The organism is Pseudomonas sp. GW822-FHT04H02 (assembly GCF_058800645.1).
The window spans coordinates 370,933-389,048 of record NZ_JBXAMM010000005.1 but is presented as its reverse complement, the minus strand read 5'-3'; the positions used below and the strand labels follow the sequence as shown (position 1 = coordinate 389,048).

Genomic DNA, 18,116 nt, shown 5'->3' with positions numbered 1-18,116 from the left:
GGGGAAACACCTCGCAACCACCTTCGTCCCGGCCGTCAGCCAATCCCCTCTAGCCTTTAGCGCATGACCCACAGAGCAAGGATGCTCCCCATGCTGCCAAGAGCCGTTGTGCTACTGAGCCTCACTCCATTCTTCGCCCAGGCCGCCTGCCCCGACTGGCCGGTTCCCCGTGCCACCGATGAAATCACCGCCCTGCAGCAGCAACTGCAGCGCTGGGATAGCAGCTATTACCGTGACGGCCGATCACTGGTGGCGGATGAGCTCTACGATCAGGCCCGCCAGCGCCTGCTCACCTGGCGCCAGTGCTTCCCCCAGGCTCCCCGGGCAACGGACCAGCCCCTGCTCGGCGCCGGGGGCAGCATCCGCCACCCCATCCCCCACACAGGAGTGGAAAAACTCGCCGATGCCAATGCCGTGACGGGGTGGCTCAAGGGCCGCGACGACATCTGGGCGCAACCCAAGGTCGACGGCATAGCGGTGACCCTGATCTACCACCAGGGGCAGTTCCAGCAAGCACTCAGCCGTGGCGACGGCGTGCATGGCCATGACTGGACCCGTGCAGCCCGGCAAATCGAGGCCATACCCAAACGACTGCCACGGCCCGTCGACCTGTTGCTGCAAGGAGAGCTCTATCTGCGCCTGGAGCAGCATGTCCAGGCTCGCTCCGGCAGCCTCAAGGCGCGCAACCGGGTGGCAGGCTGGATGGCGCGCAAACAGCTGACAGCGGCGGAGGCCGCGCAGATCGGGCTGTTTGTCTGGGACTGGCCCCAGGGCCCGGCTACATTGAGCGAACGCCTGGAACAACTGGCAGACCTGGGCTTTGTCGAACCCCGCGAGTACAGCCGGCCCGTAGGCGGCTTCGCCGATGCACAACAGTGGCGGGCCCGCTGGTATCGCTCGCCACTGCCCTTTGCCAGTGACGGCATCATCCTGCGGCAAAGCCGGCGTCCCGCCGCCGAACGCTGGCAGGCCAGGGCCCCATACTGGATTGCCGCCTGGAAGTACCCCTACGCCCAGGTGCTGGCCAGCGTTCGTCAAATCGATTTTCGTATCGGCCGCACGGGGCGCATCACTCCCCTGCTGGAGATCGAGCCGGTGACCCTGGACGACCGGCAGATCCGCCGTGTCAGTCTCGGCTCACTGCAACGCTGGCGATCCCTGGATATCGTTCCCGGCGATCAGGTAGCCATCAGTCTCGCCGGGTTGAGCATCCCGCGCCTGGATGAAGTGGTACTCAGAAGCACCCTGCGCCAGAGCATCCAGCCCCCGCGAGAAGCCGACTTTCACTTCCTGAGTTGCTGGCAGCCATCACCCGGCTGCGAGGAACAATTTCTGGCCCGACTGACCTGGCTCAGCAGCAAACAAGGCCTGAACCTGCAGAATATCGGCAGCCGGACCTGGGCCCGGCTGGTTGAAACAGGCCGTATCAAAGGCCTGCTGGATTGGCTGACCCTGGATCAGGCAGAGCTTGCTAACATTGCCGGCTTTGGTGATCGCAGCAGCAAGCGTTTGCTCGAGAGCCTGCACAGTGCCAGGCAACAGCCTTTCCCTCGCTGGCTCAAAGCCCTCGGCATCCCGCCCAGTGGCTCGGCCGACCTGAGCGGGCCATGGCAGGCCCTGGCCATGAAAAGCAGCCTGGACTGGCAGAATGAAGCCGGTATCGGAGCGGAGCGGGCCGCACAACTGGTGGCGTTTTTTCGCGCTCCAGAGGTCCTGGCCTTGCAAGGCGCCCTGAACAGCGCCGGTATCGAAGGTTTTTAGCCCGATGGCACGTGGAACCACCCAAGCCGGAATACGCTCCAACAGCCCATTCCCGGTACAACAGTCAGTATTTTTATTGGTTATTTCTTGATCTTTTTCACCTGGAGCCTTCAATGAAACTTTTTCCATCGCTCGCCACCCTGACCCTCTGCAGCCTGATGAGCGCGCCACTGCTGGCCGCCGAGCAGGCCCCCGAGCTGACCGGCTGCGCCGCCAAGCGCCAGGCCATCATGAACCAGATCGAACAGGCCAAGGCCCACGGCAACAGCAATCAGCAGGCCGGCCTGGAGCGCGCCCTGAGCGAAGTGACCGCCCACTGCACCGACGCCTCGCTGAAGAAAGAGCGGGAAAACAAAGTGCTTGAGGCCAAGCATGAGGTCAGCCGGCGCCAGGCCGACCTGGAAAAAGCCATGAAGAAAGGTGACTCGGAGAAGATCAACAAGCGCAAGGACAAGCTTGCCGATTCCCGCAAGGAACTGCAGCAAGCCCTGGACGAACTGGACAAGTAATCAACCTGATGCCGCGGCCCTGCTCAGCAGAGCCGCCAATCAGTGATTGCGAAACTCTTTGTGGCAGGCGCTGCAAGCATCCTCGACCTTCTGCACTGCCGGCCCCAGATTGCTGGCCTTGTAGGGCTGGACCTGGCTGATCGTCACCAGCTCACCGGTGGCGGCTTCCAGGGTGCGGGCCAACTCCTGGAAACGCGCCTGCTTGCGCCAGACGTCATCGGTGGCGCTGCTGTGATCCTCTTCCTTGACCTCGGGGAAGTGCTTCCACGGCTCATGGGACAGGCTGTCGAGTTTCACCGCGCCTTCGGCAAAGCGCGCGCCGTCGAAAGGAATCCGCCCACGCAGCATGCCCCCCAGGTCCTCGCCGGTCTTGAGCATCTGCTTGAAGATCGCCTTGCGCTGGCCCAGGGGAGAATTGGGATCGACACCGCCACAGGCGGAAAGCGTCAGGCAGGCCAGCAATACAACAGAAAGTCTTTTTAGCGTCATGGTGGCTTCAGGTCTGGTCACGGAAACGGCGGCCAGTATCCTCGCCTCCCCGGCAAAGACCAATAGCCCTATTAATAATATGGGTTGTCCCCCATCACCAATGCGGCGGGCAGCCTCTCAAGGAAATACAGCATGAACCCGAGCCCGCTCCGCTGGCCTCGCCATCTGCTCTGGGCCCTGCCGGCCCTGGCGCTGCTCGCTGGCTGCAACGGCGGCGACAATACCAAGCCAGCCCCCACCCACGCCCTGGCCACCTACAACAGCGCCACCTGGGACGCCCTGCCCAACGTCGCCGACAACGACCTGCTGGCCGGTTTCGGCTCCTGGCGCAGCGCCTGCACCCGCCTCAAGGCCGACCCGGTGTGGGGCGCCACCTGCGCCGCAGCCGCGACGGTGCCGCAAACCCCCGAGGCCATCCGCGGCTTTCTCAAGGAGCACCTGCAGGTCTACGGCCTGCGCTCGGGCAACGGCAGCAGTACCGGCCTGATCACCGGCTACTACGAACCGGTCTATCCCGGCAGCCTGACCCAGACCCGGGTGGCCAATGTGCCGGTATACGGCGTGCCGGAGGACATGATCATCGTCGCCCTGGACAGCCTCTACCCGGAGCTCAAGGGCAAGCGCCTGCGTGGCCGGCTCGAAGGCCGGGTACTCAAGCCCTATGACGATGCGGCGACCATCGAAAGCAAGGGAACCAAGGCCCCGGTGATTGCCTGGCTGACCGACCCCATGGACCTGCAATTCCTGCAGATCCAGGGGTCCGGGCGAATCCAGCTGGATGACGGGCGCCAATTGCGGATCGGCTATGCCGACCAGAACGGCCACCCCTACCGTCCCATCGGCCGCTGGCTGGTGGATCAGGGCGAGCTGAAGAAAGAGGACGTGACCATGGGCACCATTGCCGCCTGGGCCAAGGCCCACCCGGCACGGATTCCCGAGCTGCTGGGCAGCAACCCCAGCTACGTGTTCTTCAACCGCAACCCGGATAGCAATGAAGGCCCGCGGGGCTCGTTGAACGTACCGCTGACGTCAGGCTATAGCGTGGCCGTGGACCGCAAGGTGATCCCCCTGGGCAGCCTGCTGTGGTTGTCCACCACCCGCCCGGATGGCAGCAGCCTGGTACGGCCGGTAGCCGCCCAGGACACGGGCGGCGCAATCACCGGTGAGGTGCGCGCCGATCTGTTCTGGGGCACGGGCGATGCCGCGGGGCAACTGGCCGGAGACATGAAGCAGCAGGGCCAGATCTGGATGCTCTGGCCCAAGGGCGTAGCGCTGCCCAAGGTGCCGGAAGTGCCCGACGCCCCTTGAGCCCCTGCGGGAGCCGGCTTGCCGGCTCCCGCAAAAGGGTGTCTCAGACTGAAACGAAGAAGAAACTGGCGATCAGGCCCATGCCCACGAACCACACCAGGGACCGCAGGATCGCCCAGTCCGCCAGGTAGCAGATCATGTACAGCAGGCGGCTGGTGATAAACAGCACCGCCAGCACGTTGATCGTCACCAGCTCGGCGTTACCTGCCACATGGGCGATGATCACCGCCGCAGCGAATGCCGGGGTCACCTCGAAACCGTTGAGCTGCGCGTTGTGGGCACGCTTGGGCAAACCCTCCAGAGTACTCAGGAACGCCCGTGGGTCATGGTTGTAGCGAAGCCCGTATTTGCCGGCGCCCTTGGCGATGGCAGTACAGAGATAGGGCAGGATGATTGCAATCAACACACACCAGAAAGCGACAGTCATGGAGCAAATCCTTTTTTAGAGTTTTTAGGGAGCCTTCAGAACTTCATCACCAACATGCCAATCAGCACCAGTCCACAGGCTAAGAGCCGTGGCCGGCCGAAAGGTTCTTTCAGGTAGCGCATGCCGAACAGCACCACCAGGATCACACTGATTTCACGCAACGCAGCCGCTTCGGCGATCGATCCCAGTTGCATGGCCCAAAGCACCAGAGCGTAGCTGAACAACACGCAAAACCCGACGCTCAGCCCCAGGCGCCACTGCTCGCGCCAGAACAGGGCAAAGGCCGGGCGCTTCCAGACCACCGCCACCAGCGGAAAGGGCCAGGCGCTCAGCAGCGTGACCCAGGTCAGATAATCCAGCGGGTGCGACCAGCGGCGCAGCGCCTGGCCGTCAATATAGGTGTAGCAACCGATGCACAGGCCGATCAGCGCCACCACCGGCAGCATCGACCAGGGCAACCGCGCCCCACCGCCGCCCTGCCAGAGCAGGCAGAGCATGCCGAAGGGAATCAGCAGAATGCCTAGGACCTGCTGAGTGCTCAGCGCCTCGCCGGCGAAGACCAGGGTCAACGCCAGCACCACCAATGGAGAAAGTCCGCGCATCAACGGGTACACCAGCCCGAGATCCCCCACGCGATAGGCCTGGATCAGCAGATATCGATACAAGAGCTCGAATGCCGCCGAGGCGATGATCCAGGGCCAGATCTCCAGTGGTGGGGATTCGAGAAAAAACAGCATGATGGCCACGAACAGCAGGGCCACGGTGTCCATGCAGGCCACCACCAGCAAGCGCTCGCCACTGAACTTGATCAGGGTGTTCCAGGCTGCGTGCAACAACGCCGCCACCAAAACCAGACTTGTCGCCAGCACCTTGCACTCCCTGGTTGCCTGAAAAAGCCGGATACCGCACATCCGGGCAGAAGCCGGGAATCCTCGCATGCCTGCGGCCCTGCTTGCACGGGCTACCGGCGCATTTGGCAGTGCCAGCAGCCAATTCGGCAACATGGGCATGTTCGAGGTACTTTTCCCCAAGTGCCTGCAACGTCGGGTCGAGGCTGTGGTCAATGGCTGCGGTCAGGCGACGATGGCGAAAACTGTGTCCCTCGCCGACGCCGGTACATCAAACCCTTAGCCTGAAAGCATTCAGGTCGCTTTTTCTGTAATCATCCAAAGGAGTCCGGATGCTTGAACTTGTCGCTGCCTTTATCTGCCTGACGACGCTGCTCACCTACGTCAACTTCCGCTTTATCGGCTTGCCACCGACCATCGGCGTGATGGTCACCGCCCTGCTGTTCTCGCTGCTGCTGCAAGGCCTGAGCTACCTGGGCTACCCCGGCCTGGAAGAACATGTGGAAGAATTGATTGGCAAGATCGACTTCGGCGATCTGCTGATGAACTGGATGCTGTCGTTCCTGCTGTTCGCCGGCGCCCTGCACGTCAACCTCAACGACCTGCGCAGCTACCGCTGGCCCATCGGCCTGCTGGCCACGGTCGGCGTGCTGATCGCCACCTTCGTCATCGGCAGCCTGGCCTACTGGATCTTCGGCCTGTTCGGCTGGCACGTGAGCTTTCTCTACTGCCTGCTGTTCGGCGCGCTGATTTCCCCCACCGACCCGATTGCCGTGCTGGGTGTGCTGCGTACCGCCAACGCTTCCAAGCCGCTGAAGACCACCATCGTCGGCGAATCGCTGTTCAACGACGGCACCGCGGTAGTGGTGTTCACCGTGCTGCTGGGCATCGCTCAACTGGGGGAAACCCCGACCGTGGCTGCCACGGCCTGGCTGTTCGTGCATGAGGCCATTGGCGGCGTACTGTTCGGCGGGCTGATCGGCTACCTGGTGTATCTGATGATCAAGAGCATCGAGCAGCACCAGATCGAAGTGATGCTGACCCTGGCCCTGGTCATCGGTGGTTCGGCGATGGCCAGCGAGCTGCATGTCTCGGCGCCGATTGCCATGGTGGTGGCCGGCCTGATCATCGGCAACCTGGGACGCAACCTGGCGATGAACGACATGACCCGGCGCTACCTGGACGGTTTCTGGGAGTTGCTCGACGACATGCTCAATGCCCTGCTGTTCGCCCTGATCGGCCTGGAGCTGTTGCTGCTGCCATTCAACTGGCTGCACCTGGCGGCTGCCAGCCTGCTGGCGGTGGCCATCGTGCTCTCTCGCGTGCTCACCGTGGCCCCGGCAATCCTCCTGTTGCGGCGCTGGCGCAGCGTGCCCCGGGGCACTATCCGCGTGCTGACCTGGGGCGGCTTGCGCGGTGGCGTCTCGGTGGCGCTGGCGCTGGCCCTGCCCCTGGGGCCGGAGCGTGACCTGGTGCTGAGCATCACCTACATCGTGGTGTTGTCGTCGATCCTGCTACAGGGTCTGACCATCGGCAAACTGGTGCGCCATGTCACCCAGGATGCCCCGGCGGCCAAGGCCGAGGCCCACTGATCATTTCTTGATCTGCCGCGGATCGGGCGCCGGTGCCCGGTCCGCGTTCCTGTTCGGCTTGCCACTTTCACTACGCACCTGGGCATGGCTGATCAGGGCGAAGATGAAACTGCCTCCAATGATATTCCCGGCCAGGGTCGGCCCGGCGAACACCATCCAGAAATCCCGCCACGGCAACTCGCCGGCAAATACCAGGTAGGACACTTCCGCCGAGCCCACCACTATGTGAGTGAAATCCCCCAGCGCCATCAGGTAGGTGATCAGGATGATGATCCACAGCTTGGCGCTCTCCATGGACGGGATCATCCAGACCATGGTGGCGATCATCCAGCCGGAGATGATGCCCTTGGCGAACATCTGCGCTCTGTCGTTCTCCATGACCTTGCGGCCGATTTCCAGAAAGGCCTGATCGGTCTTGCCGTCAAAAATCGGCAAGTGCAGCATCACATAGGCCACCAGCAGGGTGCCGCACAGGTTGCCCACCAGCACCACGCCCCACAAGCGCAGCAAGCGCCCGAAGTTGTTCAGGCTCGGCTTGCTCATCACCGGCAGCACGGCAGTCAGGGTGTTTTCCGTGAACAGTTGTTGGCGCGCCAGAATCACCGCCAGAAAGCCCGCGCAGTAGCCAAAGCTGGCAATGACCTTGAAGGCCTCGCCGTCGGGCAGGCGGGAGTTGAGCAGGCCCATGCCCATCAGCGACAGGCCCATGGTCAGGCCGGCAGCCAGGGCCGACCACCAGAGGGCTGCGACACTGCGCTCCAGTTCCTGGTCGCCCTGGGTGCGGATGATTTCATGCAGGACCGCCGCGCGGGGCGGCTGGTTATGGTCGACCTCATGCTGCTCTTGAGCAGAGAGGCCGGGGGTCTTGCCATCTTTTTGCGCGTCCATAAGGCTCCTGAACCAGGCGGGTCATTTAGCTACGACACGCTGGGCTCGGGGCTGTTCCTTTCTGCGCAAGGCATCAGGCGTCGGAAGCGTCATCCTTGAACTGGTCTTTGACGTATTTGATTTCGGTGCGGCCGTGAGGCGCCGGCAGGCCGTCTTCCCCCAGGTTTACGAAGACCATCTTCTCCACCGTGAGAATGGATTTGCGAGTGATCTTGTTGCGCACTTCGCACGTCAGGGTGATCGAGGTGCGACCGAATTCGGTGGCGGTGATACCCAGCTCGATGATGTCGCCCTGGCGCGAGGCGCTGACGAAGTTGATTTCCGAGATGTACTTGGTCACGACTCGCTGGTTGCCCAGCTGGACAATGGCGTAGATCGCCGCTTCTTCGTCGATCCAGCGCAACAGACTGCCGCCGAACAGCGTGCCGTTGGGGTTGAGGTCTTCGGGTTTTACCCACTTGCGGGTGTGGAAATTCATATGCACTCCTGACCGTCCTGCCAATTGATGCCCGGCATAATGGCAGACCGGGCAGTCATGCTCTATGCAACATCGACTATGGTCGCGATTAACGATCTTCATCCAGGTGACATAAACACTTTTGGAAGTCTGGCTCAGGCGGCTATAATCGCCACCGTTTCAAAACGGTCATCTGCACTTGATACCGTTTTCCCGCCACCTGTCCGAGGGGCGCTGCAGCAGGCATGACCTGTCAGGCTCGGATGGGGCGTTGTTGGTACAGGGCTCCCTGTATGGACACTAAACGCACAACGGCGCCCATTCGCACACTACGAATGGAGGCTCTTGATGAGCGCTGTAAACACGCCTGCAGGTTTTACCGACTACAAAGTCGCCGACATCTCCCTGGCTGCCTGGGGTCGTCGCGAAACCATCATCGCCGAATCGGAAATGCCGGCCCTGATGGGTCTGCGCCGCAAGTACCTGGCTGAACAGCCACTCAAGGGCGCCAAGATCCTCGGCTGCATCCACATGACCATCCAGACCGCCGTGCTGATCGAAACCCTGGTTGCCCTGGGTGCCGAAGTACGCTGGTCGTCCTGCAACATTTTCTCGACTCAAGACCAGGCCGCAGCCTCCATCGCCGCTGCCGGCATTCCTGTGTTCGCCTGGAAAGGCGAGACCGAAGAAGAGTACGAGTGGTGCCTGGAGCAGACCATCCTCAAGGATGGCAAGCCTTGGGACGCCAACATGATCCTCGACGACGGCGGCGACCTGACCCAGCTGCTGCACGACAAGTACCCACAAGTACTGGACCGCGTTCACGGCGTGACCGAAGAAACCACCACCGGCGTGCACCGCCTGCTGGACATGCTGGCCAAGGGCGAGCTGAAGGTTCCTGCGATCAACGTCAACGACTCGGTGACCAAGAGCAAGAACGACAACAAGTACGGCTGCCGTCACAGCCTGAACGACGCCATCAAGCGCGGCACCGACCACCTGCTGTCCGGCAAGCAAGCGCTGGTCATCGGCTACGGTGACGTGGGCAAGGGCTCGGCCCAGTCCCTGCGTCAGGAAGGCATGATCGTCAAGGTTTCGGAAGTGGACCCGATCTGCGCCATGCAAGCCTGCATGGACGGTTTCGAGCTGGTTTCGCCGTTCATCGACGGTATCAACCACGGCACCGAAGCCAGCATCGACAAAGCCCTGCTGGGCAAGATCGACCTGATCGTGACCACCACCGGTAACGTCAATGTTTGCGACGCAAACATGCTCAAGGCCCTGAAAAAGCGTGCCGTGGTCTGCAACATCGGCCACTTCGACAACGAAATCGACACCGCTTTCATGCGCAAGAACTGGGCATGGGAAGAAGTGAAGCCACAGGTGCACAAGATCCACCGCACCGGCCCTGGCGATTTCGATGCACAGAACGACGACTACCTGATCCTGCTGGCCGAAGGCCGCCTGGTGAACCTGGGCAACGCCACCGGTCACCCAAGCCGCATCATGGACGGTTCGTTCGCCAACCAGGTCCTGGCACAGATCTTCCTGTTCGGCCAGAAGTACGCCGACCTGTCGCCGGCCCAGAAAGCCGAGCGCCTGACTGTTGAAGTACTGCCGAAGAAACTCGACGAAGAAGTGGCCCTGGAAATGGTTCGCGGCTTCGGCGGCGTGGTCACTCAACTGACCAAGCAACAGGCTGAATACATCGGCGTAACCGTCGAAGGCCCGTTCAAGCCAGACGCCTACCGCTACTAAGAGCAGCTGCAGGCGGCAAGTCATCAGCGGCAAGCAAAGAGCCAAAAGCTCTGCTTGCTGCAACTGACCTGGTGCTTGCCCTAATCGCTATAGCAGTTTCAAGCAGCAGGCTGCAGGCACGAGAAACCAGCGCACCTCCGCTTTTTCTTGGCGCTTGCCGCCTGTTACTTGCAACTGGAGGTCCCCTCCATGTCCAAAGATCGTCGCTACAGCTTCGAGTTCTTCCCCACCAAGACCGATGCTGGGCATGAAAAACTGCTCGCCACTGCCCGTCAGCTGGCCGGCTACAACCCCGATTTCTTTTCCTGCACCTACGGTGCCGGCGGCTCGACCCGTGATCGCACGGTCAACACCGTGCTGCAACTGGAGAGCGAAGTTAAAGTCCCTGCGGCGCCGCACCTGTCCTGCGTCGGCGACAGCAAGGACGACCTGCGCGGCCTGCTGCAGCAGTACCAGGCAGCCGGCATCAAGCGCATCGTCGCCCTGCGTGGCGACCTGCCTTCGGGCATGGGCATGGCCAGCGGTGAACTGCGCTACGCCAATGACCTGGTGAGCTTCATCCGCGAGGAAACCGGCAGCCACTTCCATATCGAAGTTGCCGCCTACCCGGAAATGCACCCGCAAGCGCGCAACTTCGAGGAAGACCTGGTCAACTTCGTGCGCAAGGCCAATGCCGGTGCCGACAGTGCGATCACCCAGTACTTCTTCAACGCCGACAGCTACTTCTACTTCGTCGAGCGCGTGCAGAAGATGGGCGTGAACATCCCGATCGTGCCGGGCATCATGCCGATCACCAACTACAGCAAGCTGGCGCGCTTCTCCGACGCCTGCGGCGCAGAGATTCCGCGCTGGATCCGCAAGCAGCTGGAAGCCTATGGCGATGACAGCGCCAGCATCCAGGCCTTCGGTGAACAGGTAATCAGTGACATGTGCGAACGCCTGCTCCAGGGCGGCGCACCCGGGCTGCACTTCTATACCTTGAACCAGGCCGACCCGAGCCTGGCGATCTGGAACAACCTCCAGCTGCCACGCTGACAGGCTGCAACCCAAGCTCCGGGCCCTGGTGAAAACCGGGGCCTTTTTGTTTGCAGCAGCCTTGAGCTAGAGCGTCCGGAACTGCCTCTAGCAATTGCATGATCTCTCGTCGTAATCTCCAGCAATGTCCGTCATAGCCCGGTTGCTGACCACCTTTCTCTGCACTTGCCTGAGCCTTGCCGCCCATGGCGAGAAGCTGCGCATTGTCACCGAACCCTGGGCGCCCTATGTCTATGAGGAAAATGGCACGGCCAAGGGCCTGGACTACGAAACCACCGCCATTGTCTTCCAGCGCCTGGGCATAGAGGTGCAGTGGCAGTTCCTGCCCTGGAAACGCTGCCTGGCGATGCTGGAAACCGGCCAGGCCGATGGCGCCCTGGACATCTTCCACAGCGACCAGCGCGACGGCACCCTGCTCTACCCCAACGAGCCGCTCTCGGACGTGGAGTTCGTGATGTTCTATGCCAACCAGCGCCCACACCCGTTCAAGCGCCTGAACGAACTCAAGGGCCTGACCATCGGCACTTCCCCCGGCTATCTGTACAGCGACGATTTCAGCAACTCGACCCTGTTCAACCGCGAACCGGCCCCCACCCACGAAGCCAATTTCGGCAAGCTGCTGCTGGGGCGGATCGACCTGCTGATTACCGACAAACGGGTCGGCCAGCACCTGCTGGACAGCCTGGGGCTGCGTGACCAGGTCAGCCAGAACCCCACTGTCATCAGCCGCCAGAGCCAATACCTGGCCGTGCGCCGCAATGCCGGCATGGACCTGCTGGTACAGCGCTTCGGCGCCGAACTGAAGCGCTTCAAGCGCGAACCGGCCTACGCCCAACTGAGCGCCAAGTACGGTGCTGAACCTGCCCTGCCGCCGGTCAGGTCTTCATCAACCCGCGAGTCAGAAAAAACCGTTGAGCAGCAGGAAAGCAGCGCACACTGATTGCTCTGTTATACTCCGGCCTCCCGCCAGGCTCACGCCCGGACGCTGGACCCTGTTCAAGGCCTCTCCACCCCGCTACGGCGCAGCCAACCGGCCCGCGCGAGCCGCCGGTGAATGACCCTTCAGGCCAGCAGGACCGGACGGGATTGCGTCCTCTTAAACGCCATTCACGCCCGGCAAGATTATCCCTTTGGGCCAAGCCCTCACTAAAACAGGATTACTCATGTCCTTTGCTTCCCTCGGTCTCTCCGAGGCTTTAGTCGGCGCCATCGAAGCCGCCGGCTACACCCAGCCTACTCCGGTGCAACAGCGGGCCATTCCCGCCGTGTTGCAAGGTCGCGATCTGATGGTCGCGGCACAGACAGGTACTGGTAAAACCGGCGGTTTCGCCCTTCCGATCCTGGAACGGTTGTTTCCCAACGGTCATCCGGACAAATCCCAGCGTCATGGCCCGCGCCAACCCCGCGTACTGGTCCTGACCCCCACTCGCGAGCTGGCCGCGCAAGTGCATGACAGCTTCAAGCTGTACGCCCGCGACCTGAAGTTCGTCAGCGCCTGCATCTTTGGCGGCGTCGGCATGAACCCGCAGGTCCAGGCCATGGCCCGTGGCGTCGATGTGCTGGTGGCGTGCCCCGGCCGTCTGCTGGACCTGGCTGGCCAGGGCAGCGTCGACCTGTCCCACGTGGAAATCCTGGTTCTCGACGAAGCCGACCGCATGCTCGACATGGGCTTCGTCCATGACGTCAAGAAAGTCCTCGCCCGCCTGCCGGCCAAGCGCCAGAACCTGCTGTTCTCCGCGACCTTCTCCAAGGACATCACGGACCTGGCCGGCAAGCTGCTGCACAACCCCGAGCGCATCGAAGTGACCCCGCCGAACACCACGGTGGAGCGTATCGAGCAGCGGGTCTTCCGCCTGCCGGCCAGCCACAAGCGTGCCCTGCTGGCGCACCTGATCACCGCCGGCGCCTGGGAACAGGTCCTGGTGTTCACCCGGACCAAGCACGGCGCCAACCGCCTGGCCGAGTACCTGGACAAGCACGGCCTGAGCGCTGTGGCGATCCACGGCAACAAGAGCCAGAACGCCCGTACCAAAGCGCTGGCCGACTTCAAGGCCGGCGAAGTGCGGATCCTGGTCGCCACCGATATCGCCGCCCGCGGCCTGGACATCGACCAACTGCCTCACGTGGTCAACTTCGAACTGCCTAACGTCGACGAAGACTACGTGCACCGTATCGGCCGTACCGGCCGTGCCGGTCGCTCCGGCGAAGCCATCTCCCTGGTGGCTCCGGACGAAGAGAAACTGCTGAAAAGCATCGAGCGCATGACCAAGCAGAAGATCGCCGACGGTGACCTGATGGGCTTCGATGCCAGCGCAGTGGAAGCCGAGAAGCCGGAAGTGCGCGAGCGTCCGGACGTGCGCAACCCGCGCAATCCCCGTGGCCCACGCGGCGATGGCCCGAACGGCGGTGGCGGTGGTGGCGGTCGCAAGGACAAGGGCAAGGACAAGGGCGGCAAGGAAAAACCCGCCCGTGGCGAACGCCCGGCCCGCGAGCAGAAGCCTCGTGAGGGCACCCCGGCCCGCGAACAGCGTCAACCGACGCCCCGTGCCGATCGCGCACCGGACGAGTTCCTCGACGACGACGTGGACAACTTCGGTAACCGCGCTGACTACGTCAGCCCGTACCAGAACAAGAACAACCAGGGCCGCGGCCGCCGCCCAGGGGCTCCGGCCCAGGGTGCGGGCGCTGGCAATCCGCCACGCGGCGGTGCCGGTGGTGGCCAGGGTCGCTCCGGCAACCCGCGCAACAGCAACGGCAGCACCACCGGCACCGCGCCGGCCAAGCGCAGTGGCGGCCCGCGCAACGGCGCCCCTCGTGACAGCCAGGGCCGTCGCGACGAGCCGCGCAATCGCCGCCCGAACCGTGACGATCAGCCACGCCAGGAACCGGCCGTGCAGAATCCTCGGGGCAACCAGCCGAAGATCATGCACAAGGAATCCAAGGCCGATCGTTTCCCGACGCCTGAGCAGCTGGATCAGTTGCCAAGCCGTCCACGGGGCGAAAAGCCGGCGCTGCTGACCCGCAACCGCTGAGCCTCGCGCTGAAATGAAAAACGCCCCTGGCCGCAAGGCCCGGGGCGTTTTTCATGGTGGCTGGTCGAGGGCGTTTCTGTAGCCGCTGCCGCAGGCTGCGAACGACGGGGAACCCGGCGCCAGGATCTGACCGGTTTACCGCATTTCATGACGGGCAATAAAAAACGCCCCCGGTTTGTGGTCGGGGGCGTTTTTTTGCTTTCGCAGGTTGCGATCAGTCCTATAAGGGCTGTGCGGGGGAGATCGCGAAGGTCCTGCGGGCCTTGTCGCAGCCTGCGGCAGCGGCTACAGACGAAGCATTACTTCGCTTTCACGCCTTCGAAGCTGATGTACAGGTCAACATTGTTGGAGGCCGGGCCCAGGTCCATCATCTTGCCGAAATCCTGGCGATTGATGCTGGTGGTACCTTCGAAGCCGGCACGGTAGCCGCCCCATGGGTCCTTGCCTTCACCCAGGAAGGTGGCCTTGACCACGACCGGCTTGGTCACGCCGTGCAGGGTCAGGTCGCCGGCCACGTCAGCGGTCAGCTTGCCGTCGGCGTTCTTGCCGGTGGGCTTGACGCTGGTGGAGACGAACTTGGCGTCGGCAAACTTGCCAGCGTCCAGGAAGTCCTTGCTGGTGATGTGCTTGTCACGTTCGGCGTGGTTGGTGAACACGCTGGCGGTGCGCACGTTGACTTCGATCTTGGCGTCTTCCGGCTTGGCCGCGTCAAAGCTGAACTTGCCGTCCAGGTCCTTGAAGGTACCGGTGATGAAGCTGTAGCCCAGGTGGCTGATCTTGAAGTCGACGAAGGCGTGCTGGCCTTCCTTGTCGATCACGTAGTCCGCTGCCATCACTTGACCGGCCGCCAATACAGCAGATCCGATTGCCAGAGCGGCGAGAGTCTTTTTCAACATGCTTTCTATTCCTTTTGAGTCAAGGTTGAACATCAGGCTTTGCGACCCAGCATACGGGTAAGGGTCGCATCACGATCGATAAAGTGGTGCTTCAGCGCAGCCAGGCCATGGATACCGGCAAAGATCACCAGTGCCCAGGCCAGGTACAGATGCACCACACCTGCTACATCTGCCTGGTCCGGTAGTCCGGAGATCAGGGCAGGAACTTCAAACAAGCCGAACACCGGGATACCCACGCCGTCGGCGGTGGAGATCAGGTAACCGGCAATCATGACCGCGAACAGGCCGAGGTAAAGGAACGCGTGCCCCAGCTTGGCCCCCAGGCGGGTCAGCGGCCCATGGTTGGCCGGGGCCGGCGGCGGTGGGCTGACCCACCGCCACAACACCCGCAGCAGCATGATTGCAAACAGTGTCAGGCCGATACTCTTGTGCAGGTCCGGCGCGTCTTTGCGCCAGGTGCTGTAGTAGTCGAGGCCGACCATCCACAGGCCCAGGGCGAACAGACCAAACACCGCCAGGGCCACGCCCCAGTGCAGAACAATGCTGACCCAACCATAGCGAGAAGAAGAATTACGTAACTGCATCAGTTGCATCCTGTAAGAAACGCAGATCAAGACTAGCGATTTACCTATCGAATTAAAGCGGAATTTTTTGCTTTGAAATATCGAGAAATACGATCAGTAGTCTGGACCGAGCGCGTTAAGAAAAGATTAAGCCTCACGCCAAGCCAGCCTTCTTGCTCCCTCGTGCCGTGCCCTGGGTCTTGCAGGCGGCGTCTTTGCACCTGACGCATCACGCCGTGGCGCGTCTTGCACAATAGGTTGTCCCGCGGCCATGCATTGCATAGGCTTGCCCGATTGTTCGCCCGCGCCGTTGGCGGGCCGCTTCCAGGAGACTGTACATGGGCCTGAATAACCAGTGGATGCAACGCGATCTTGCGGTGCTGTGGCATCCCTGCACCCAGATGAAAGACCACGAACAGCTGCCGTTGATCCCCATCAAGCGAGGCGAAGGCGTCTGGCTGGAAGACTTCGAAGGCAAACGCTACCTGGATGCGGTCAGCTCCTGGTGGGTCAATGTGTTCGGCCACGCCAACCCGCGCATCAACCAGCGCATCAAGGACCAGGTGGACCAGCTGGAACACGTGATCCTCGCCGGCTTCAGCCACCAGCCGGTGATCGAGTTGTCCGAGCGCCTGGTCAAGATCACCCCCGAAGGCCTGACCCGCTGCTTCTACGCCGACAACGGTTCGTCATGCATCGAAGTGGCGATGAAGATGAGCTTTCACTACTGGATCAACCGCGGCCAACCGAACAAGAAGCGCTTCGTCACCCTGAGCAACGGCTACCACGGCGAAACCATCGCCGCCATGTCAGTGGGCGATGTGCCGCTGTTCACCGAGACTTACAAGGCCCTGCTGCTGGACACCCTCAAGGTGCCGAGCCCGGACTGCTACCTGCGGCCCGAAGGCATGAGCTGGGAAGAACACTCGCGGAACATGTTCGCCGCCATGGAGCAGACCCTGGCCGAGCACCACGAAACAGTGGCCGCGGTCATAGTCGAGCCGCTGATCCAGGGCGCCGGCGGCATGCGCATGTATCACCCGGTGTACCTCAAGCTGCTGCGCGAAGCCTGCGACCGCTATGGCGTGCACCTGATCCATGACGAGATCGCCGTGGGTTTCGGCCGCACCGGCACGATGTTCGCCTGCGAGCAGGCCGGCATCCGCCCGGATTTCCTGTGCCTGTCCAAGGCCCTGACCGGCGGCTACCTGCCCCTGGCCGCGTGCATGACCACCGACGATGTCTACAGCGCCTTCTACGACGACTACCCGACCCTGCGCGCCTTCCTCCACTCCCACAGCTACACCGGTAACCCGCTGGCCTGTGCCGCGGCCCTGGCGACCCTGGATATCTTCGAGCAGGACAATGTGGTGGAGAACAACCACGCGCTTGCCCGGCGCATGGCCAGCGCCACCGCGCACCTGGTGGACCACCCCCACGTTGCCGAAGTACGCCAGACCGGCATGGTCCTGGCCATCGAGATGGTCCAGGACAAGGCCAGCAAGACCGCCTACCCCTGGCAGGAACGCCGCGGCCTGAAAGTCTTCCAGCACGCGCTGGAACGCGGCGCCCTGTTGCGTCCCCTGGGCAGCGTGGTGTATTTCCTGCCACCGTACGTGATCACCCCGGAACAGATCGACTTCCTCGCCGAAGTCGCCAGTGAAGGCATCGATATCGCCACCCGCGACCAGGTCAGCGTGGCGGTGCCCAAGGACTTCCACCCCGGCTTTCGCGATCCGGGCTAGAGCAGGTCGTTAGTTGTGGCGAGGGAGCTTGCTCCCTCGCCACAGAACGCTTTCCACCGATTCACATTCAACAGAGAACCCAGATGAGATTGTCCCGCTTCTTTATCGACGCCCCCCTGAGCCTAGGCGAACACGAGTTGCCGGAAGCCCAGGCACACTACATCGGGCGCGTACTGCGCATGGCCGAAGGTGCTGCCCTGCAGGTGTTCGATGGCTCGGGTACCGAGTTTCGCGGGGCTCTGGTGGAAGTGGGCAAGAAGCGGGTTCGGGTCCAGCTGAATGAAAGCTTCGCCGGCCAGCAAGAATCACCGCTGCGGATTCACCTGGGCCAGGGCCTGTCCCGGGGCGAGCGCATGGACTGGGCGATCCAGAAGGCCACGGAGCTTGGGGTCAGCGAAATCACCCCGATCTTCAGCGAGCGCTGCGAAGTGCGGCTCAAGGACGAACGCGCCGACAAGCGCCTGCTGCACTGGCGCCAGGTGGCCATCAGCGCCTGCGAACAGTGCGGCCGCTCACAGGTCCCGGTGATCCACCCACCCGTGCTGCTGGCGGACTGGATCACGCAGGCCCGGGCCGACCTGAAGCTGGTGCTGCACCCCGTGGCCCAGCCCCTGGAAAGCCACGCCAAGCCTGCCAGCCTGGCGTTCCTCATTGGCCCTGAAGGCGGCCTGACAGACGCCGAAGTGGAACTGTCCCACAGCGCCGGTTTCCTCCCCGCACGCCTGGGGCCGCGGGTGCTGCGTACCGAAACCGCCCCGGTGGTGGCCCTGGCCGTGGCCCAGCAACTGTGGGGCGACTTCTAACCCCT

The 18,116-nt window shown here is 62.7% G+C and carries 17 protein-coding genes and 1 riboswitch; of the genes, 10 read left to right on the top strand and 7 right to left on the bottom strand.

Annotation, left to right across the window (positions count from 1 at the left end):
• Positions 1-90: 90 nt before the first annotated feature.
• Positions 91-1,761 (top strand): NAD-dependent DNA ligase LigB, encoded by a 1,671-nt coding sequence (gene ligB, locus AC1RMG_RS23760; RefSeq protein WP_493170393.1) that lies wholly within the window; start codon positions 91-93, stop codon positions 1,759-1,761.
• A 113-nt stretch (positions 1,762-1,874) separates the two neighbouring features.
• A complete protein-coding gene (locus tag AC1RMG_RS23755; protein ID WP_123472665.1) occupies positions 1,875-2,270 on the top strand; it encodes a DUF1090 domain-containing protein in 396 nt (131 codons plus the stop codon).
• A 39-nt stretch (positions 2,271-2,309) separates the two neighbouring features.
• Here the strand turns inward: AC1RMG_RS23755 and AC1RMG_RS23750 are convergent, their stop codons facing one another.
• On the bottom strand, positions 2,310-2,759 hold the full coding sequence (locus tag AC1RMG_RS23750) for a c-type cytochrome (protein WP_011063965.1): 450 nt from the start codon (positions 2,757-2,759) through the stop codon (positions 2,310-2,312).
• A 132-nt stretch (positions 2,760-2,891) separates the two neighbouring features.
• On the opposite strand from AC1RMG_RS23750, the gene mltA reads away from it, so the two are divergent.
• On the top strand, positions 2,892-4,067 hold the full coding sequence (gene mltA / locus AC1RMG_RS23745; protein ID WP_493170391.1) for a murein transglycosylase A: 1,176 nt from the start codon (positions 2,892-2,894) through the stop codon (positions 4,065-4,067).
• A 43-nt stretch (positions 4,068-4,110) separates the two neighbouring features.
• On the opposite strand, the gene AC1RMG_RS23740 is transcribed toward mltA, so the two are convergent.
• Positions 4,111-4,494, bottom strand: a complete 384-nt coding sequence (locus AC1RMG_RS23740) for an MAPEG family protein (protein ID WP_011063967.1) — start codon at positions 4,492-4,494, stop codon at positions 4,111-4,113.
• A 35-nt stretch (positions 4,495-4,529) separates the two neighbouring features.
• Positions 4,530-5,363, bottom strand: a complete 834-nt coding sequence (locus tag AC1RMG_RS23735; protein ID WP_011063968.1) for an EamA family transporter — start codon at positions 5,361-5,363, stop codon at positions 4,530-4,532.
• Positions 5,364-5,674: 311 nt separating this feature from the next.
• On the opposite strand from AC1RMG_RS23735, the gene AC1RMG_RS23730 reads away from it, so the two are divergent.
• Positions 5,675-6,934, top strand: a complete 1,260-nt coding sequence (locus AC1RMG_RS23730) for a cation:proton antiporter (protein ID WP_011063969.1) — start codon at positions 5,675-5,677, stop codon at positions 6,932-6,934.
• Here AC1RMG_RS23730 and AC1RMG_RS23725 read toward each other — a convergent pair whose 3' ends face one another.
• Positions 6,935-7,822, bottom strand: coding sequence for a formate/nitrite transporter family protein (locus AC1RMG_RS23725; protein ID WP_011063970.1), 888 nt, complete (start codon positions 7,820-7,822; stop codon positions 6,935-6,937).
• A 73-nt stretch (positions 7,823-7,895) separates the two neighbouring features.
• The gene (locus AC1RMG_RS23720; RefSeq protein WP_011063971.1) at positions 7,896-8,300 is read right to left on the bottom strand and encodes an acyl-CoA thioesterase; all 405 of its coding nucleotides are present in this window, start codon (positions 8,298-8,300) and stop codon (positions 7,896-7,898) included.
• A gap of 199 nt (positions 8,301-8,499) precedes the next feature.
• Positions 8,500-8,606, top strand: a riboswitch (S-adenosyl-L-homocysteine riboswitch).
• A gap of 21 nt (positions 8,607-8,627) precedes the next feature.
• On the opposite strand from AC1RMG_RS23720, the gene ahcY reads away from it, so the two are divergent.
• The 4 genes from ahcY to rhlE2 all read left to right on the top strand — a co-directional run bounded on the left by ahcY (position 8,628) and on the right by rhlE2 (position 14,104).
• A complete protein-coding gene (gene ahcY, locus AC1RMG_RS23715; protein WP_011063972.1) occupies positions 8,628-10,037 on the top strand; it encodes an adenosylhomocysteinase in 1,410 nt (469 codons plus the stop codon).
• Between the two features lie 189 nt (positions 10,038-10,226).
• A complete protein-coding gene (metF, locus tag AC1RMG_RS23710; RefSeq protein ID WP_011063973.1) occupies positions 10,227-11,072 on the top strand; it encodes a methylenetetrahydrofolate reductase [NAD(P)H] in 846 nt (281 codons plus the stop codon).
• Positions 11,073-11,196: 124 nt separating this feature from the next.
• The gene (locus AC1RMG_RS23705; protein ID WP_011063974.1) at positions 11,197-12,012 is read left to right on the top strand and encodes a substrate-binding periplasmic protein; all 816 of its coding nucleotides are present in this window, start codon (positions 11,197-11,199) and stop codon (positions 12,010-12,012) included.
• Between the two features lie 223 nt (positions 12,013-12,235).
• Positions 12,236-14,104, top strand: coding sequence for an RNA helicase RhlE2 (gene rhlE2, locus AC1RMG_RS23700; RefSeq protein WP_011063975.1), 1,869 nt, complete (start codon positions 12,236-12,238; stop codon positions 14,102-14,104).
• A 299-nt stretch (positions 14,105-14,403) separates the two neighbouring features.
• Here rhlE2 and AC1RMG_RS23695 read toward each other — a convergent pair whose 3' ends face one another.
• Together AC1RMG_RS23695 and AC1RMG_RS23690 are read right to left on the bottom strand one after the other, a co-directional pair.
• On the bottom strand, positions 14,404-15,000 hold the full coding sequence (locus AC1RMG_RS23695; RefSeq protein WP_011063976.1) for a YceI family protein: 597 nt from the start codon (positions 14,998-15,000) through the stop codon (positions 14,404-14,406).
• 32 nt (positions 15,001-15,032) lie between these two features.
• A complete protein-coding gene (locus tag AC1RMG_RS23690; protein WP_011063977.1) occupies positions 15,033-15,584 on the bottom strand; it encodes a cytochrome b in 552 nt (183 codons plus the stop codon).
• A gap of 317 nt (positions 15,585-15,901) precedes the next feature.
• Here AC1RMG_RS23690 and AC1RMG_RS23685 point away from each other — a divergent pair, with 317 nt between their 5' ends.
• On the top strand, positions 15,902-17,308 hold the full coding sequence (locus AC1RMG_RS23685; protein WP_011063978.1) for an adenosylmethionine--8-amino-7-oxononanoate transaminase: 1,407 nt from the start codon (positions 15,902-15,904) through the stop codon (positions 17,306-17,308).
• 83 nt (positions 17,309-17,391) lie between these two features.
• Complete coding sequence (locus tag AC1RMG_RS23680) at positions 17,392-18,111, top strand: 16S rRNA (uracil(1498)-N(3))-methyltransferase (protein WP_072443597.1); 720 nt, start codon at positions 17,392-17,394, stop codon at positions 18,109-18,111.
• The last annotated feature ends 5 nt before the right edge of the window (positions 18,112-18,116 follow it).

Bases quoted from the DNA above. Each gene is read 5' to 3' on its own strand.
- AC1RMG_RS23685 (WP_011063978.1), top strand. From the start codon at position 15,902: ATGGGCCTGAATAACCAGTGGATGCAACGCGATCTTGCGGTGCTGTGG.
- AC1RMG_RS23690 (WP_011063977.1), bottom strand. From the start codon at position 15,584: ATGCAGTTACGTAATTCTTCTTCTCGCTATGGTTGGGTCAGCATTGTT.
- ligB (WP_493170393.1), top strand. From the start codon at position 91: ATGCTGCCAAGAGCCGTTGTGCTACTGAGCCTCACTCCATTCTTCGCC.
- AC1RMG_RS23695 (WP_011063976.1), bottom strand. From the start codon at position 15,000: ATGTTGAAAAAGACTCTCGCCGCTCTGGCAATCGGATCTGCTGTATTG.
- AC1RMG_RS23725 (WP_011063970.1), bottom strand. From the start codon at position 7,822: ATGGACGCGCAAAAAGATGGCAAGACCCCCGGCCTCTCTGCTCAAGAG.
- AC1RMG_RS23750 (WP_011063965.1), bottom strand. From the start codon at position 2,759: ATGACGCTAAAAAGACTTTCTGTTGTATTGCTGGCCTGCCTGACGCTT.
- mltA (WP_493170391.1), top strand. From the start codon at position 2,892: ATGAACCCGAGCCCGCTCCGCTGGCCTCGCCATCTGCTCTGGGCCCTG.
- AC1RMG_RS23705 (WP_011063974.1), top strand. From the start codon at position 11,197: ATGTCCGTCATAGCCCGGTTGCTGACCACCTTTCTCTGCACTTGCCTG.
- rhlE2 (WP_011063975.1), top strand. From the start codon at position 12,236: ATGTCCTTTGCTTCCCTCGGTCTCTCCGAGGCTTTAGTCGGCGCCATC.
- ahcY (WP_011063972.1), top strand. From the start codon at position 8,628: ATGAGCGCTGTAAACACGCCTGCAGGTTTTACCGACTACAAAGTCGCC.
- AC1RMG_RS23720 (WP_011063971.1), bottom strand. From the start codon at position 8,300: ATGAATTTCCACACCCGCAAGTGGGTAAAACCCGAAGACCTCAACCCC.
- AC1RMG_RS23680 (WP_072443597.1), top strand. From the start codon at position 17,392: ATGAGATTGTCCCGCTTCTTTATCGACGCCCCCCTGAGCCTAGGCGAA.
- metF (WP_011063973.1), top strand. From the start codon at position 10,227: ATGTCCAAAGATCGTCGCTACAGCTTCGAGTTCTTCCCCACCAAGACC.
- AC1RMG_RS23730 (WP_011063969.1), top strand. From the start codon at position 5,675: ATGCTTGAACTTGTCGCTGCCTTTATCTGCCTGACGACGCTGCTCACC.
- AC1RMG_RS23755 (WP_123472665.1), top strand. From the start codon at position 1,875: ATGAAACTTTTTCCATCGCTCGCCACCCTGACCCTCTGCAGCCTGATG.
- AC1RMG_RS23740 (WP_011063967.1), bottom strand. From the start codon at position 4,494: ATGACTGTCGCTTTCTGGTGTGTGTTGATTGCAATCATCCTGCCCTAT.